The following is a 15994-nucleotide window of genomic DNA, read 5'->3' on the forward strand; positions in this document are numbered from 1 at the left end:
GCGGCCGGCTCAGGCGTGGGCCAGTTCCGCCTCCCGGCGAAGAAGAAGGTAGAAGCGCGCGCAGAGCATGACGGCGGCGGCCGCCAGTCCGACGAGGAAGCCGAACCAGATGCCGATGCCACCGAAACCCAGCGGGAAGGCAAAGGCCCAGGCGAGGAAGAAGCCGATCGGCCAGTAGGCGATCAACGCCATGACCATCGGCACGCGTGCGTCCTTGAGGCCGCGCAGCAATCCATTGGCAATCACCTGCAGCCCGTCGACGAGCTGGAAAAGTCCGGCAACGACGATCAGCGGCCCGGCATAGGCAAGCACCCTAGGCGCTTCGGGCGAGTTGACGTCGAGGAACCAGCTGCCGAGGAATTGTGGCATGGTGGCAAAGAGCACGCTGCCGACCGCCGAAATGGCGCAGGCGAGGATGAGCACCGTGATCGAACCGCGCACCAGCCCTTGATAATCGCCCTGCCCATGCGCGACGCCGACGCGCACCGTCGCCGCTTGGCTGAGGCCGAGCGGGATCATGAAGGCGATCGAGGCCCATTGCAGGGCAATGCCGTGGGCGGCGAGCTCGATGGTGCCGATATAGCCCATCAAGAGCGAAGCCACCGTGAACAGGCTGACTTCGGCGAGGATGGTGACGCTGATCGGGAAACCGAGCCGGATGACCTCCAGCAGCGCATGCCAGTCGGGCTTCCAGAACCGCACGAAGATCTCGTAGCGGCGCGTCTCTTCCCGCCGCTGCACGAAAGCCAGGATGAACAGGAAGCCGGCTGTCTGCACGGCGACCGAAACGATCGCCGCACCTTCGAGCCCCATCGCCGGAAAGCCGAAATGGCCGAGCACGAGCATATAGGCGAAAATCGCATTCATCACCAGCGTGGCGATGGTGACGTTGAGGATGATGCCCGCCTTGCCGATGGCGCTGACCAGCGCGCGCATGACATTGAAAAGCAGTGCCGGCAGCACGCCGAACTGGCCGATCATGATGTAGCCGTGAGCGAGCTTGGCCACCTCGGGCTTCTGCTGTGCGAAAAGGAGGATCTGCTCCGAATTGAAGAAGGCCGGCTGCATGATCACCCAGTATGCGATCACCACCCACAGACCCATGCGCAGCGACCGGCGCACCGAGACGAGGTCGCCGCGGCCATAGGCCTGTGCCACCATTGGAATGACGGCGATGGCAAAGCCCGAGCCGAAGATCAGGATCGTGAACAGGAACTGCGCCGCAAGCACCATTGCCGCCAGATGCTCGGCGCCGAGGCGGCCGACGATCATCACGTCGGTGGTGTTGATGCCGAGCTGGGCAAGCTGCGCGCCGATCAGCGGAACGCCGAGCGCCAGCGTGGCGCGGAAATGTGCGCCCCAACGATTATCGGTTGTCGGCGCAAGCCTGCGCGCGTCGATCGGCGTGTCCATGACACCAGTCCTGTGATTGAAATATGCGTCGCCGCAACTTGCGGCGAAATACCATCCGGGCTTAGATCAAAGCCCTGCAAAGAACTACCCCAAATGAGGCAGATGATGAAAAATTCATCATCGCATCACCATTTCTGATCGGTCAGCCCGTGGCTTCCAGCGCCTCGGCCGGCTCCCTCACCCGAACCCTTGTGAGGAATACCCCGGCGGCCAGAAGGATGAGCACGGCGGCCGTGAGATACGGCGCGCCGGCAAAAGTGACAGGCGCCTCGGGCCGCGTGAAGTAGGAAAACATCTGCGTGAAGATCAGTGGCCCGACAATGGTGGTGATGCTGCTGAGACTGGTCAGCGCGCCCTGCAGCTCGCCCTGCGCCGACGGCGGCACCATGCCGGCGGCGATGCTGCGCAGCGGCGGGTCGGCGACGTTTTCGATGACGGTCGCGACGATGACAACGTAAACCACCCAGCCCTCCCAGGCGAAGGCATAGCCGGTCAATCCTGCAGCTGAAAAGCAGATGCCGAGAAGAGCGGTCTTCCACTCGCCGAGCACCGGCACGATCCGCGGCAGAACCAGCCCCATGACGGTCGCGGCGCCGATGCCGTAAATGCCGAGCGACAGGCCGATCTGTCCCTCGCTCCAACCGTAGCGATAGGTTGAGACGAACGACCAGACCGAGGGATAGACGGCATGCGCCAGGAAGAATAGGAACATGACGAGGCTGACCCAGCCGATGCCGGGATAATGGCGCATCTGGCGCAACGCGCCGAGCGGATTGGCGCGTTTCCATTCGAACCGGCGGCGGTTCTTCGCCTCCAGCGTTTCGGGCAAAAGGAAGCAGGCGGCGATGAAATTGACAAGCGACAGCGCAGCCGCGCCGAGGAATGGCACACGGGGGCCGAATTCGCCGAGGACACCGCCAACGACGGGGCCGATGGTGAAGCCGACGCCGAAGGCGATGCCGATCAGCCCGAAATTCTTCGCCCGGTTCTCCTCCGTGCTGATGTCGGCGATATAGGCCGAGCAGGTGGCGAAGCTGCCGCCGCTGATGCCGGCAAGCACGCGGCCGACGAACAGCATCCAGAAGCTGGTGGCGATGCCGCAGATGAAATTGTCGATCGCGAAGGTCAGCACCGAAAGCAAAAGGATCGGCCGGCGGCCGAAACGGTCGGACAGGTTTCCGAGCAGCGGCGCGAACAGGAATTGCATGCCGGCATAGACGAGCATCAGCCACCCGCCGTCGATCGCCGCATCGCTGACGCTGCCGCCGGTCAGTTGCTCCAGATAGGCGGGCAGCACCGGCATGATGATGGCGATGCCGATAATGTCGAGGAAAAGGATGATGAAGACCAGGAAAAGGCCGCGGCGAACAAATTTCGGGTCAAGCATGAGGCATCTCTACAGCGGTTGGTCCTGAAAAGACGATCTCGTCGCCGAGAAAGTGACATAGCTCAGAAAAGAAACCGAAACAATCCGTGAACATTTCAAAGCTTTTGATAATGCTGTACGGGAATTTATGAGAGATCTCAACCGGAGGGCGCGCGCTGCCGTTCCAGCTTCAGAAAATCGAGAGCCGCCCAGCGGATCGTCGGGCAACGCGTTCTCTTGCAATCGCCGCGACGGCATCCAGATCACAAGAGAGACCGGTCATTGTGCATTCCCCCGCACAGCCTGTTTGATACTCTCCGATTATCGCCCGAATGCGAAAGCGGTAGAACGGCAGCATCGATGACGACGCCCGGCGCGGATATGCGATCGCGCCGCGGCGCAGAAGATGGAGAAGACAATGCAGACCTATCGTTTGGGAAAGACCGGACCCGATGTCTCGGCCATCAGCCTCGGCTGCATGGGTATGTCGGGCATGTACGGCCCGTCCGATCGCGCAGAAAGCATCGCGACGATCCATGCCGCCCTCGATGCCGGCATCAACCTGCTCGACACCGGCGATTTCTACGGCATGGGCCATAACGAAATGCTAATCGGCGAGGCATTGAAGGGCCGCAGGCGCGAAAACGCCGTCATCAGCGTCAAGTTCGGCGGCTTGCGCGATCCCGTCGGCTGCTGGAACGGCATTGACGCCCGCCCGGTCGCGGTGAAGAACTTCCTCAGCTATACGCTGCAGCGCCTCGGCGTCGACTATATCGACATCTATCGTCCTGCCCGCCTCGATCCGAACGTGCCGATCGAAGACACGGTCGGTGCCATCGCCGACATGGTCAAGGCGGGTTATGTCAGGCATATCGGCTTGTCGGAAGTCGGCGCCGATACCATCCGTCGCGCCGCCGCTGTCGCCCCGATCGTCGACCTGCAGATCGAATATTCGCTGATCTCGCGCGGCATTGAGGAGAAGATCCTGCCGACGACACGCGAACTCGGCATCTCGATCACCGCTTACGGCGTGCTCTCGCGCGGCCTGATCAGCGGCCACTGGCAAAAGGGCCACGGTGGGACGGCCGGCGATTTCCGCGCCTACAGCCCGCGCTTCCAGGAAGGCAATATCGAGCAGAACCTCGCTCTGGTGGAGAAGCTGCGTGAGATTGCCGAGGCAAAGAGCGTGTCTGTCGCCCAGATCGCCATCGCCTGGGTTGCCGCCAAGGGCAAGGATATCGTCCCGATCATCGGCGCTCGCCGCCGCGATCGATTGACGGAGGCGCTCGGCTCACGCGCCGTCGATCTTTCACCGCAAGATTTCGCCATCATCGAACGCGCCGTGCCGAAAGATGCGGCCGCGGGTGGGCGTTATCCCGAACACATGCTGCAGCATATGGACAGCGAGAAATAAGGACGGATCGGGAGGGCCGCGATGAGTGTTGTGCCATGCGCCCTTCCTCTCCACTCCTAAATCGGCCCGGAGAACGTATCGCAGGCCGACAACTGGCCGCTGTCGAAGCCACGCTTGAACCATCTGACGCGCTGCTCCGAGGTGCCGTGGTTGAAGCTTTCCGGGACGACGTAACCCTGTGACCGCTTCTGCAGCGTATCGTCGCCGATCTGCTGGGCGGCGTTCAGCGCCTCCTCCAAGTCGCCGGACTCCAGCAGGCCCTTCTGCTGGGTATATTTGCCCCAGATGCCGGCGAAGCAGTCGGCCTGCAGCTCGACGCGCACGGACATCTTGTTGGCCTCGGCCTCGCTCATGCGCTGGCGGGCCTGGTTGAACTTCGGCAGGATGCCGAGCAAGTTCTGCACGTGATGGCCGACCTCGTGGGCAACGACATAGGCCTCGGCAAAATCGCCCGACGCGCCGAACCGGTCGGAAAGCTCCCGGAAGAACTCGGTGTCGAGATAGACCTTGTGGTCGCTCGGGCAGTAGAACGGACCTGTTGCCGCCGATGCCGAGCCGCAGGCCGAAGCCGTCGAGCCCGAGAACAGCACGAGGCGTGGCTCCTCGTAATTCTGGCCCTGCGCCTGGAAAATGCCCTGCCAGGTATCTTCGGTCTCGGCAAGAACGGTGCGCATGAAGGCGGTCATCTCGTCATTGGCAGGCGTGCGCGTGCCGCCGGACTGGCTCTGCTCGTAGCCGGGACCGCTCGTCGTGCCGCCGGTATCGAGCACCTGCATCAGGTCGATACCCATCGCCTTGAAGATAAAATAGATGACGACGAGGAAGATGATCGTGCCGATGCTGAGGCCACCGCCGGCCCGGCGAACGCCACCGCCGGAGGGGAAATTAAAGCCGCCGCCGCGGCCGAAACCGCCGCCGGTCGGATCGCCGCGGCGATCCTCGATATTGTCGGACTGACGCCGGCCTCTCCATTCCATCTTCGCTCTCCCCGGCAATGCCCCTGCTTGCACTCAAGCAATCTATATATCCGTCGGCGGCCGGAATTCCAGCGACTTCATTCGCACCGAAAACAAACGTCTCGGCGGCCTCACTTGTTCGTTGAGCGTGGTTGCGGTGGTCCTTTCTGTCCGGCGCCTTTGTGGGCGATGCCTGGCCACTTTCCCTCCTCTTGGCGCGCCAACTCCTTATCCACTGTCTCCCGCGAGCCTTCTGCCGGTTCTTTGTCTTTAGGATCTACCATCACAGTCTCCAGTTTTTTCTCAGCCGCGAACTTTTACGGGCATGATATTGTTCCCGTAAATCAGCGGGCAGACCCGCATGATTGAACATTTCACCCACGGACGCACCACTGGATCTCTTCCTGTGACAGGATCATGGTTGAGCCGCCGAATCCAGACGGATCGGACTTGAGGAAGCGCCCGACGCCCTCACCAATCCGGCGGGTGACGGCGAAATCCAGGTGCTGGTCGTGTCTGACGAGAAGTAGCCCTTCGCGCCGTGTTGGATTCGTGTCGATTCCGCGATTTATGGGGTTCCGTTTGCAAATACATTTGCCTATAAGCCGCTTCTAGCCTGAAAAGACCCAGCATGCGCGACCCGACCCGGTGATCTCCCACCCTGGCCGGCTTTCTGCGCAGCCAGAAAACGGAAGCACTCATGCCGAAGCGCCAAGATATCAAATCGATCCTCATCATCGGCGCGGGACCGATCGTCATCGGCCAGGCTTGCGAGTTCGACTATTCCGGCACCCAGGCCTGCAAGGCGCTGAAGGAGGAAGGCTACCGCGTCATCCTCGTCAACTCCAACCCGGCGACGATCATGACCGATCCGGGTCTTGCCGACGCCACCTATGTCGAGCCGATCACCCCCGAAGTCGTCGCCAAGATCATCGCCAAGGAGCGCCCGGATGCGCTGCTGCCGACCATGGGCGGCCAGACGGCGCTGAACACCGCGCTTTCGCTGAAGCGCATGGGCGTGCTCGACCGCTACAATGTCGAGATGATCGGCGCCAAGCCCGCCGCCATCGACATGGCCGAGGACCGCGCGCTGTTCCGCGAGGCGATGGCCCGTATCGGGCTGGAAACCCCGCGCTCCATGCTGGCGAACGCCACCGACATCAAGGACCTCGACCGCAAGACGCACGAGGCCGAACGCGTCAAGCTGCGTGAAAGCCTTTCCGGCCCCGCCCTCGACACGGCGCTGGACGAGCTGGAAAACCAGTGGAACCTCGGCGAAAGCGACCGCAAACAGCGTTACATGAGCCATGCCATGGCGATTGCTGCCCAGGCGATCGACCATGTCGGCCTGCCCGCCATCATCCGCCCCTCCTTCACGCTCGGCGGCACCGGCGGCGGCATCGCCTACAATCGCTCGGAATTCTTCGAGATTGTCGGCGGTGGTCTCGATGCCTCGCCGACCACCGAAGTGCTGGTCGAGGAATCGGTGCTCGGCTGGAAGGAATATGAAATGGAGGTCGTCCGCGACAAGGCGGACAACTGCATCATCATCTGCTCGATCGAAAACATCGACCCGATGGGCGTCCACACCGGCGATTCGATCACCGTCGCCCCGGCGCTGACGCTGACCGACAAGGAATACCAGATCATGCGCAACGCCTCGATCGCGGTGCTGCGCGAGATCGGGGTCGAGACCGGCGGCTCGAACGTCCAGTTCGCCGTCAATCCGAAGGACGGCCGCCTCGTCGTCATCGAAATGAACCCGCGCGTCTCGCGCTCGTCGGCGCTCGCCTCCAAGGCCACAGGCTTCCCGATCGCCAAGATCGCCGCCAAGCTCGCGATCGGCTATACGCTCGACGAACTGGAAAACGACATCACCGGTGGCGCAACGCCTGCCTCCTTCGAACCGTCGATCGACTACGTCGTCACCAAGATCCCACGTTTCGCCTTCGAGAAATTCCCCGGCGCCTCGCCGGTGCTGACGACCGCGATGAAGTCGGTCGGCGAAGTCATGGCAATCGGCCGCACCTTCGCCGAATCGCTGCAGAAGGCGCTGCGTGGCTTGGAAACCGGCCTGACCGGCCTCGACGAAATCGAGATCCCCGGCTATGAAGAGGGCGAATCCAGCCAGAACGCCATCCGCGCTGCAATCGGCACACCGACGCCCGATCGGCTCCGCATGGTCGCCCAGGCGCTGCGCCAGGGCATGAGCGAAGCCGAAGTCCACGAAGGCTGCAAGATCGACCCCTGGTTCATCGCCGAGCTGAAGGCGATCGTCGAGATGGAGGCCCGTATTCGCGAGCAGGGCCTGCCGCAGGATGCCGCCAACCTGCGCATGCTGAAGGCCATGGGCTTTTCCGACGCGCGCCTGGCGACGCTGACCGGCAAGCGCCCGAAGGAAGTCGCCGAATTCCGCAACAGCCTGAACGTCCGCCCCGTCTTCAAGCGCATCGACACCTGTGCGGCCGAATTCGCCTCGCCGACGGCCTACATGTATTCGACCTACGAGACGCCCTTCGTCGGCGCCGCCCGCTCGGAGGCCGAGATTTCCGACCGCAAGAAAGTCGTCATCCTCGGCGGCGGCCCGAACCGCATCGGTCAGGGCATCGAGTTCGATTATTGCTGCTGCCATGCCGCCTTCGCGTTGAAGGATGCGGGTTATGAAGCGATCATGATCAACTGCAACCCGGAAACCGTCTCGACCGACTACGACACGTCGGACCGCCTCTATTTCGAGCCGCTAACGGCCGAAGACGTGATCGAGATCCTGCGGGCAGAACAGGAAAAGGGTGAGGTCGTCGGCGTCATCGTCCAGTTCGGCGGCCAGACGCCGCTGAAGCTTGCCGAGGCGCTGGAAAAGAACGGCATCCCGATCCTCGGTACCGCGCCCGACATGATCGACCTTGCCGAGGACCGCGACCGCTTCCAGAAGCTGCTGATGAAGCTCGACCTCAACCAGCCGAACAACGGCATCGCCTATTCGGTCGAGCAGGCCCGCATGGTCGCCACCGAAATCGGCTTCCCGCTGGTCGTGCGTCCCTCTTACGTGCTCGGCGGCCGCGCCATGCAGATCCTGCATTCGGAAGGCCAGCTGCAGAGCTACCTGCTCGATACCGTGCCTGAACTGGTACCTGAGGATATCAAGCAGCGCTATCCCAACGACAAGACCGGCCAGATCAACACCCTGCTCGGCAAGAACCCGCTGCTCTTCGACAGCTATCTCAGCAACGCCATCGAAGTCGATGTCGACTGCCTCTCAGACGGCACCGACGTCTATGTCGCCGGCATCATGGAGCACATCGAGGAAGCCGGCATCCATTCCGGCGACAGCGCCTGCTCGCTGCCGCCGCGCTCGCTGTCGGTCGAACTGCTCGACGAACTCGAACGCCAAGCCAAGGCTATGGCCAAGGCGCTCAATGTCGGCGGCCTGATGAACGTCCAGTTCGCCATCAAGGACGGCACCGTCTACGTTCTCGAAGTCAATCCGCGCGCCTCGCGCACCGTGCCCTTCGTCGCCAAGACCATCGGCGCGCCGATCGCCAAGATCGCCGCCCGCGTCATGGCCGGCGAGAAACTCGACGCCACCTTCGCCGCCTATGGTGAAAAGCCCGATCCGCGCAAGCTGAAGCACATTGCCGTCAAGGAAGCCGTCTTCCCCTTCGCCCGCTTCCCCGGCGTCGACACGCTGCTCGGCCCGGAAATGCGCTCGACCGGCGAAGTCATCGGCCTCGATACCGATTTTGCGCTGGCCTTCGCCAAGTCGCAGCTTGGCGCCGGCGTCGAGCTCCCGCGTGACGGCACGGTCTTCGTCTCCGTGCGCGACGCCGACAAGCCGCGCGTTCTCCCGGCGATTCGCATCCTCGTCGAACAGGGATTCAAGGTGCTGGCGACCGGCGGCACCGCCCGCTTCCTCGCCGAAAACGGCATCACCGCCACCAAGATCAACAAGGTGCTGGAAGGCCGTCCGCACATCGAGGACGCGATCCGCAACCGCCAGGTCCAGCTCGTCATCAACACGACCGATGGCAACAAGGCGATCTCGGACTCCAAGTCGTTGCGCCGTGCGACGCTGATGCAGAAGGTGCCTTATTACACGACGATGGCAGGCGCCGAGGCCGCCGCCCAAGCGATCAAGGCGCTGAAGGCCGGCAATCTGGAAGTGCGGCCGCTGCAAAGCTACTTCGCCTGAGATCGGTCCACAGGCGGGCGCAGCGCGCGCGCCTGCTCCTGTCCCGAATTCGAATGAGAAACAAGGCGCGGCCTTCGCGCTTCGTCCGATGTACATCTTTCGCGATCATGTTAGCATTCCCGCAAACAGGGGGCGAGCATGAGCAAGAATATCGTCATCCTCTTCGATGGCACGTCGAATGAGATTGCGGCGGACCGCACCAATATCCTCAGGCTTTTCGGCGTTCTGAAACGTTCGTCGACGCAAATCGTCTACTACGATCCCGGTGTCGGCACATTTGGCGCGGCCAATGCCTGGTCCAGGGCCTATCGCAAGAGCATCGAAGTCTGGGGCCTGGCGACCGGGTGGGGTCTCGACCAGAACGTCAAGGAAGCCTACCGCTTCATCGTCGACAATTATGAGCACGCGCCACGCGGCAGCGGTGAGGATAGCGACCGCATCCATATCTTCGGCTTCAGCCGCGGCGCCTATGGCGCCCGGGTTCTCGCCGGCTTCATTCATGCGCTGGGCATCGTCAGCCGGCACCATGTCAATCTCATCGATTATGCCTACAGGACCTACAAGGGCATCTCCGACAACGAAGCGAAGGCCGGCGGCTTCGCCGGCGCGACCGACGATGATGCTCCATCGGCCTTTTCCAGCATGCGGCTCTATGAAAGGACGCTGAAGACCTACCGGCCGAAGATCAAGCTGCTCGGGCTTTTCGATACCGTAGCCTCGGTGATCGAGATGGGCAAATGGCTGCCGCAGCTAAGGACCCTGCCCTTCACCAGGAAGAATCCGAGCGTCGAATGGGTGCGCCATGCCATGGCGATCGACGAGCGGCGGACGATGTTCAACCTGATCCCCTGGACGCCGGGGCAGGAATATTGGGGCGGGCCATTCCGGCCGAAGGAGCCGGTGCCGCAGAACGTCAAGGAAGTCTGGTTTGCCGGCGTCCACGGCGACGTCGGCGGCGGCTACCCGGAAAAGGAAAGCGGCATCATCAAGATCCCGCTCGAATGGATGATCAGTGAAACCAAGCAGACCGGCCTCGACTATATCGACCAGACGGTCAAGGCAGTCGTGCTCGGGAACAACAGCAGGCCGATCCAGAACTACGTGGCCCCGAACGCGCAAGCCAATCCGCACCATTCGATGACCGCCGGATGGCGGCTTCTCGAATATATTCCCCGCCGCGTGCCCGAAACCTCCTGGCGCAAGCGCGGCAACAGGGAAGGGATCTACCTGCCGCTCCAGGATCGCCGTTTCATTCCTGACGGTGCGGTCATCCACCAGTCGGTGATCGATCGCGGAAATCTGTCCCCGAACCTGCCGCGGCAGGGAAGCTTCACGATAGAGCCATGGTCGGACCGCCCACCGGCCAAGGATGGGCCGGACCATCCGCCTCCTGCACAATTTTGAGGCGCATCACCTGATGTTGGGGCGGGCCGCGTTTCTTTCATGCGAATTTTCTGGAAATCGGCCTTGGCGATCTGCTATAAGCGTCCGACTAAGATTGTGGCACGGTTCCGAAGCTCCCCTTCGGGACCTGTTTTCTTTTGTGTTCGCCGCTGATTGTGCGGATACAAGGATTGAAGGACAGAAAAATGGTTGAAAAGGTACCGATGACACAGGGCGGTTTCGTCAAGCTGCAGGAAGAGCTGCGCTGGCGCCAGCAGGAGGAGCGCCCGCGAATCATCGAGGCGATCGCCGAAGCCCGTGCCCATGGCGACCTTTCCGAAAACGCCGAATACCACGCCGCCAAGGAAGCCCAGAGCCACAATGAAGGCCGCATCAGCGAGCTGGAAGACCTGACGGCGCGCGCCGAGGTCATCGACCTCACCAAGATGTCGGGCGACAAGATCAAGTTCGGCGCCAAGGTGAAGCTCGTCGACGAGGACACCGAGGAAGAAAAGACCTACCAGATCGTTGGCGACCAGGAAGCCGACGTCAAGGCTGGCCGCATCTCCATCTCTTCGCCGATCGCCCGAGCGCTGATCGGCAAGGAAGTCGGCGATTCCATCGAGGTCAACGCGCCGGGTGGCTCCAAGGCCTACGAGATCCTTCAGGTTTCCTGGGGCTGATCGCCCGCCAGCCGCGAGACCCCTCCCTTGCCGGATATTCGTGACGTCGAGATCATCGCGCCTAATTTCAAGCGCCGGCTCTCCGGCGTCACGTCGACCATCGTCCAGCTCATCCCGTGCCAGATCCGGCTCGGCATCAAGATCGCGACACTCGGTCCCGGCCTGCCGGAGGACCTGCCGAAACTTAAATGGCGGCAGCTCCTCGGCCTCTGGCGCCCGCCTGCGCGCCGGCGCCGGCGTATCTGGCACGCTCGCCGCAACAACGAGATGGCCGTCGGCATCCTGCTTCGCCATCTCACGCGCATGCCGCTGAAGCTTCTCTTCACCTCGGCGGCGCAACGCCGCCACACCGCCTATACGAAATGGCTGATCCGCCGCATGGACGCTGTCATCGCGACCAGTGACCGTTCCGGCTCGTTCCTCGAGGTGCCGCACACGGTCATCCAGCACGGCGTTGACCTTGCGCTGTTCCATCCGCCGGAAACCGCAGAGGACGGCATCGCCGCCACCGGCCTGCCCGGCCGCCATCTGGTCGGCTGTTTCGGCCGCGTGCGCCATCAGAAAGGCACTGATCTTTTCGTCAGGGCGATGATCGAACTGCTGCCGCAGCACCCACAATGGACGGCCGTCGTCTCCGGCCGCGTGACCGCGGAGCACGCGGCATTCGCAGACAGTCTCAAGGCGGATGTCGCCGCCGCCGGGCTGAGCGACCGCATCCTCTTTCTCGGCGAAGTGCCTGACATCAAGGTCTGGTATCGCCGCCTGACGCTTTACGTCGCCCCTTCTCGCAACGAAGGCTTCGGCCTGACGCCGCTCGAAGCCATGGCTTCGCGCACCGCGGTGGTGGCATCGGATGCGGGCGCCTATGCCGAACTCATCGTCACGGGCGAGACAGGCTCGGTCGTCGCCGCCGGCGATGGCGAAGCGCTGACGCGGGCAATCGCGCCCTACATCGCAGAACCCGCTCTGGCGATCGCGCATGGCGAGAATGCGCTGCGGCATGTCAGGGCGAATTTCGCGCTGGAGAAGGAAGCGAGCGCGATCGGCGCCGTTTACAACAGCCTTCTCGGCGACAATCGCAGCTGAGGCGGAAAAGAGGACGGCCCGTCGGATAACGGGCCGTTGCAAGAATTCTAGGACTGCGAACAGTCCGGCTGGTTATTCGGCCGGCTGCAACCCGGCAGCCGAAGTATCCTCTCCGGTCTGGCCACCCAGCGCCGCAGCAAGCTGCGCCGTATCCAGCTCGTTTTCCCAACGCGCCACGACGATCGTTGCAACCGCATTGCCGACGAGGTTGGTCAGCGCCCGGCATTCCGACATGAAGCGGTCGATGCCGAGGATGAGCGCCATGCCGGCGACCGGCACGGAGGGCACGACGGAGAGCGTCGCGGCAAGCGTGATGAAGCCGGCGCCGGTGATGCCTGCGGCACCCTTGGAGCTCAGCATCGCCACCAAGAGCAGCAGGATCTGGTCACCCCAGGAGAGATGGATGCCGGTTGCCTGGGCGATGAACAGCGCCGCCAGCGTCATGTAGATGTTGGTGCCGTCAAGATTGAAGGAATAGCCTGTCGGGATGACGAGACCGACGACCGAGCGCTTGCAGCCGGCCTTTTCCATCTTGTTCATCAGTCCCGGAAGGGCGGCCTCCGAAGACGACGTGCCGAGGACCAGTAGCAGTTCTTCCTTGATGTAGCGCAGCAGCGCCACGATCGAGAAGCCATTGTAGCGGGCAACAGCGCCGAGAACGACGAGGACGAAGAGCAGCGAGGTGAGGTAGAAGGTGCCGATCAGCATGGCGAGGTTGGCGATCGACCCGACGCCGTACTTGCCGATGGTGAATGCCATGGCGCCGAACGCACCGATCGGGGCAGCCTTCATCAGGATGGCGACAAGCTTGAACACGGGCGCAGTCAGGGCATTGAGGAAGTTGACGACCGGTTCGCTCTTTTCGCCGACCATCGCGAGCGCGATACCAAAGAGCACCGAGAAGAACAGCACCTGCAGAATGTCGCCATCGGCAAAGGCGCCGACGATCGTCGTCGGGATGATGTTGGTCAGGAAACCGACGACGCTCTGCTCATGCGCCTTTGCGGCGTAGCTGGCGACCGCCGCCGGGTCCAGCGAGGCCGGATCGATGTTCATGCCGGCCCCGGGCTGGACGACATTGGCGACGATCATGCCGATGATAAGCGCCGCCGTCGAGAAGGTCAGGAAGTAGAGCATCGCCTTGCCTGCGACGCGGCCGACCTTCTGCAGGTCGCTCATGCCGGCAATGCCGGTCGCGACCGTCAGGAAGATGACCGGGGCGATGATCATCTTGACGAGCTTGATGAAGGCATCACCAAGCGGCTTCAACTGGGTACCGAATTCGGGATAGAAATGGCCGAGCAGGATACCCGCGGCGATAGCCGCGAGAACCTGAACGTAAAGATGGCTATAAAAGGGCTTTTTGCCCTTGCTGCCTGCAACTGCATCGATTGGTGCTGCGATCATGATATCCTCCTAATGGCTCGTCCGGAACGAACTCCGGCCTCCCGAGCCGTTCGCTTCAAGTCCAACAGCTCAGCCGTTGTTGGCATTCCTTTCGCAATCGGCGTGCCAGTTTTACGCCACCAGACAAACAATTGATTTCGTTACAAAAAAATTTATCAAACTACGGATAACTAATTAAGAAATGCGGAAATCCGCACAAATGCGTTTGCGTTTCGTGCAGAAAAATGCACAAATCTGCCATGTCCGTGTCGCCGAAATTGTGGCCTTCTCTACCCTTGCATCACCGCATCCGCCGGACATGGTGGGCCTATGCTGTGCTCGCCCTTGTCGCCGTCGTGGCCAGCCTGTGGGTAAGCGGCGAGATCGGCCGCCATCGGGCGGAGGCTGCCCTCGAGGAACAGGCCCGCATGGATGCGAGGCTGAATGCGGCTTTGCTGCGCACGGTTCTCGAAAAATACCGAGCGCTTCCCTTCGTGCTGTCGCAGGACGTGGCTCTCGCCGCGGCTCTAGCGGGAAACGATGCCGGCACATTCGAGCGGCTCAGTCAGAAGCTGGAAATGCTGACGGCGGGCACGAAGGCCGCCGTCATCTATGTCATCGACAAGGACGGCATGGCGGTTTCGGCCAGCAACTGGCGCGAACCGACGAGCTTCGTCGGTAATGACTATCGTTTCCGCGAGTATTTTCAGGGGGCGGCCGAAAGAGGACAGGCCGAGCACTTCGCGCTCGGCACGGTCAGCAAGAAGCCGGGTCTCTATATCTCCCAGCGGATTTCGGGCAGCAATGGCCTGCTGGGCGTCGTTGTGGTCAAGGTCGAATTCGACGACGTCGAGGCGGATTGGAACGCCTCGGGCACCCCGTCCTACGTCGTTGACGAGCGCGGCATTGTCCTCATCACCAGCATCCCGTCATGGCGATTCATGACGATCGGCCGGATCGCCGAAGACCGGCTGACGGCGATCCGCGAAAGCCTTCAATTCGGCGCTGCGCCGCTTCAGCCTCTACCGCTCGACATGGTCCGAAATCTCGGCGACGGGCTCGATATCGTCGAGATCGTCATGCCGGGCGATGCAGGGAAAACCAGGTTTCTCGATGTCGCAACGTCGGTGCCGGCGACCGGATGGCATTTGCAGCATCTGGTGGCGCTGGGGTCATCCGTCGATGCGGGGATTCGCGAAGCCCGCATGCTGGCATTGCTGATACTCCTGCCGCTGCTGGCCGGAGCAGCCTTCCTGTTGCGCCGCCGCCATATGATCACCCTGCGGATCTCCAGCGAACAGCAGGCGCGGGAGGAACTGGAACGGCGGGTAGTCGAGCGGACGCTGGATCTCAGCCAGGCTCGGGACCGGCTGCAGGCTGAAATCATCGGCCACAAGAGCACGGAACAGAAGCTGCAGGCAGTGCAACAGGATCTGGTGCAGGCCAACCGGCTGGCCATCCTGGGTCAGGTGGCCGCCGGCGTCGCCCATGAAATCAACCAGCCGGTCGCGACCATCCGCGCCTATGCCGATAACGCCCGCACCTTCCTCGATCGCGGCCAGACGGCGCCTGCCGGCGAAAATCTCGAAAATATTGCGGCGCTGACGGAACGCATAGGTTCGATCACCGATGAATTGAAGACCTTTGCGCGCAAGGGCCGCGGCAGCGCCGAACCAACCGGATTGAAGGACGTCATCGAGGGCGCCGTGATGCTGTTGCGCAGCCGGTTTGCCGGCCGCATGGATACGCTCGACATCGACCTGCCGCCCGCCGAACTGCAGGTGATGGGAAACCGGATCCGTCTCGAGCAGGTGCTGATCAATCTGCTTCAGAATGCCCTGGAGGCGGTAGCGCCGAAGGCCGGAGAGGGTCGCGTCGAGGTCAGAACATACACCGATGCAGGGATGGTAACGGTCACGGTCGACGACAACGGTCCCGGCATCCCGCCTGATATTCGGAAGGGCTTGTTCACGCCGTTCAATACCTCGAAGGAAAGCGGTCTCGGCCTCGGCCTGGTGATCTCCAAGGATATCGTCGGCGACTATGGCGGCCGGATGGAGGTTTTAAGCGGCAATAGCGGAACCCGGTTCATCGTTCAGCTGAGGAAGGCTTGAGATC

10 protein-coding genes are annotated in these 15994 nt (G+C 62.4%); 6 read left to right on the forward strand and 4 right to left on the reverse strand.

Features of this window, described 5'->3' with window-relative positions; genetic code table 11:
• Nucleotides 1–9 precede the first annotated feature (9 nt).
• Both N2A41_RS14830 and N2A41_RS14835 read right to left on the reverse strand, forming a co-directional pair.
• Nucleotides 10–1413 carry an MATE family efflux transporter gene (locus N2A41_RS14830; protein WP_017965270.1) on the reverse strand — a complete coding sequence of 468 codons (1404 nt, stop codon included), beginning with the start codon at nt 1411–1413 and terminating at the stop codon, nt 10–12.
• Between the two features lie 142 nt (nt 1414–1555).
• Nucleotides 1556–2800, reverse strand: a complete 1245-nt coding sequence (locus tag N2A41_RS14835) for a TCR/Tet family MFS transporter (RefSeq protein WP_260109108.1) — start codon at nt 2798–2800, stop codon at nt 1556–1558.
• Nucleotides 2801–3197: 397 nt separating this feature from the next.
• Between N2A41_RS14835 and N2A41_RS14840 the strand changes: the two genes are divergently transcribed.
• Nucleotides 3198–4193, forward strand: coding sequence for an aldo/keto reductase (locus tag N2A41_RS14840; protein WP_260109109.1), 996 nt, complete (start codon nt 3198–3200; stop codon nt 4191–4193).
• Between the two features lie 56 nt (nt 4194–4249).
• Here N2A41_RS14840 and ypfJ read toward each other — a convergent pair whose 3' ends face one another.
• On the reverse strand, nt 4250–5170 hold the full coding sequence (gene ypfJ, locus N2A41_RS14845) for a KPN_02809 family neutral zinc metallopeptidase (RefSeq protein WP_017965273.1): 921 nt from the start codon (nt 5168–5170) through the stop codon (nt 4250–4252).
• 679 nt (nt 5171–5849) lie between these two features.
• Here ypfJ and carB point away from each other — a divergent pair.
• The 4 genes from carB (at nt 5850) to N2A41_RS14865 (ending at nt 12490) form a co-directional block, all read left to right on the forward strand.
• A complete protein-coding gene (gene carB, locus N2A41_RS14850; RefSeq protein WP_260109110.1) occupies nt 5850–9338 on the forward strand; it encodes a carbamoyl-phosphate synthase large subunit in 3489 nt (1162 codons plus the stop codon).
• Nucleotides 9339–9476: 138 nt separating this feature from the next.
• Complete coding sequence (locus tag N2A41_RS14855; RefSeq protein ID WP_260109111.1) at nt 9477–10742, forward strand: T6SS phospholipase effector Tle1-like catalytic domain-containing protein; 1266 nt, start codon at nt 9477–9479, stop codon at nt 10740–10742.
• Nucleotides 10743–10927: 185 nt separating this feature from the next.
• Nucleotides 10928–11404 carry a transcription elongation factor GreA gene (gene greA, locus N2A41_RS14860; RefSeq protein ID WP_017965278.1) on the forward strand — a complete coding sequence of 159 codons (477 nt, stop codon included), beginning with the start codon at nt 10928–10930 and terminating at the stop codon, nt 11402–11404.
• 27 nt (nt 11405–11431) lie between these two features.
• A complete protein-coding gene (locus N2A41_RS14865) occupies nt 11432–12490 on the forward strand; it encodes a glycosyltransferase family 4 protein (RefSeq protein ID WP_260056473.1) in 1059 nt (352 codons plus the stop codon).
• A gap of 72 nt (nt 12491–12562) precedes the next feature.
• Here N2A41_RS14865 and N2A41_RS14870 read toward each other — a convergent pair whose 3' ends face one another.
• Nucleotides 12563–13897 (reverse strand): dicarboxylate/amino acid:cation symporter, encoded by a 1335-nt coding sequence (locus tag N2A41_RS14870; RefSeq protein ID WP_170262666.1) that lies wholly within the window; start codon nt 13895–13897, stop codon nt 12563–12565.
• Nucleotides 13898–14121: 224 nt separating this feature from the next.
• On the opposite strand from N2A41_RS14870, the gene N2A41_RS14875 reads away from it, so the two are divergent.
• A complete protein-coding gene (locus N2A41_RS14875; RefSeq protein WP_260109112.1) occupies nt 14122–15990 on the forward strand; it encodes an ATP-binding protein in 1869 nt (622 codons plus the stop codon).
• Nucleotides 15991–15994 lie beyond the last annotated feature (4 nt).

Origin of the sequence: Rhizobium sp. SRDI969, assembly GCF_025152725.1 — a bacterium.
Lineage (GTDB): Bacteria > Pseudomonadota > Alphaproteobacteria > Rhizobiales > Rhizobiaceae > Rhizobium > Rhizobium leguminosarum_I.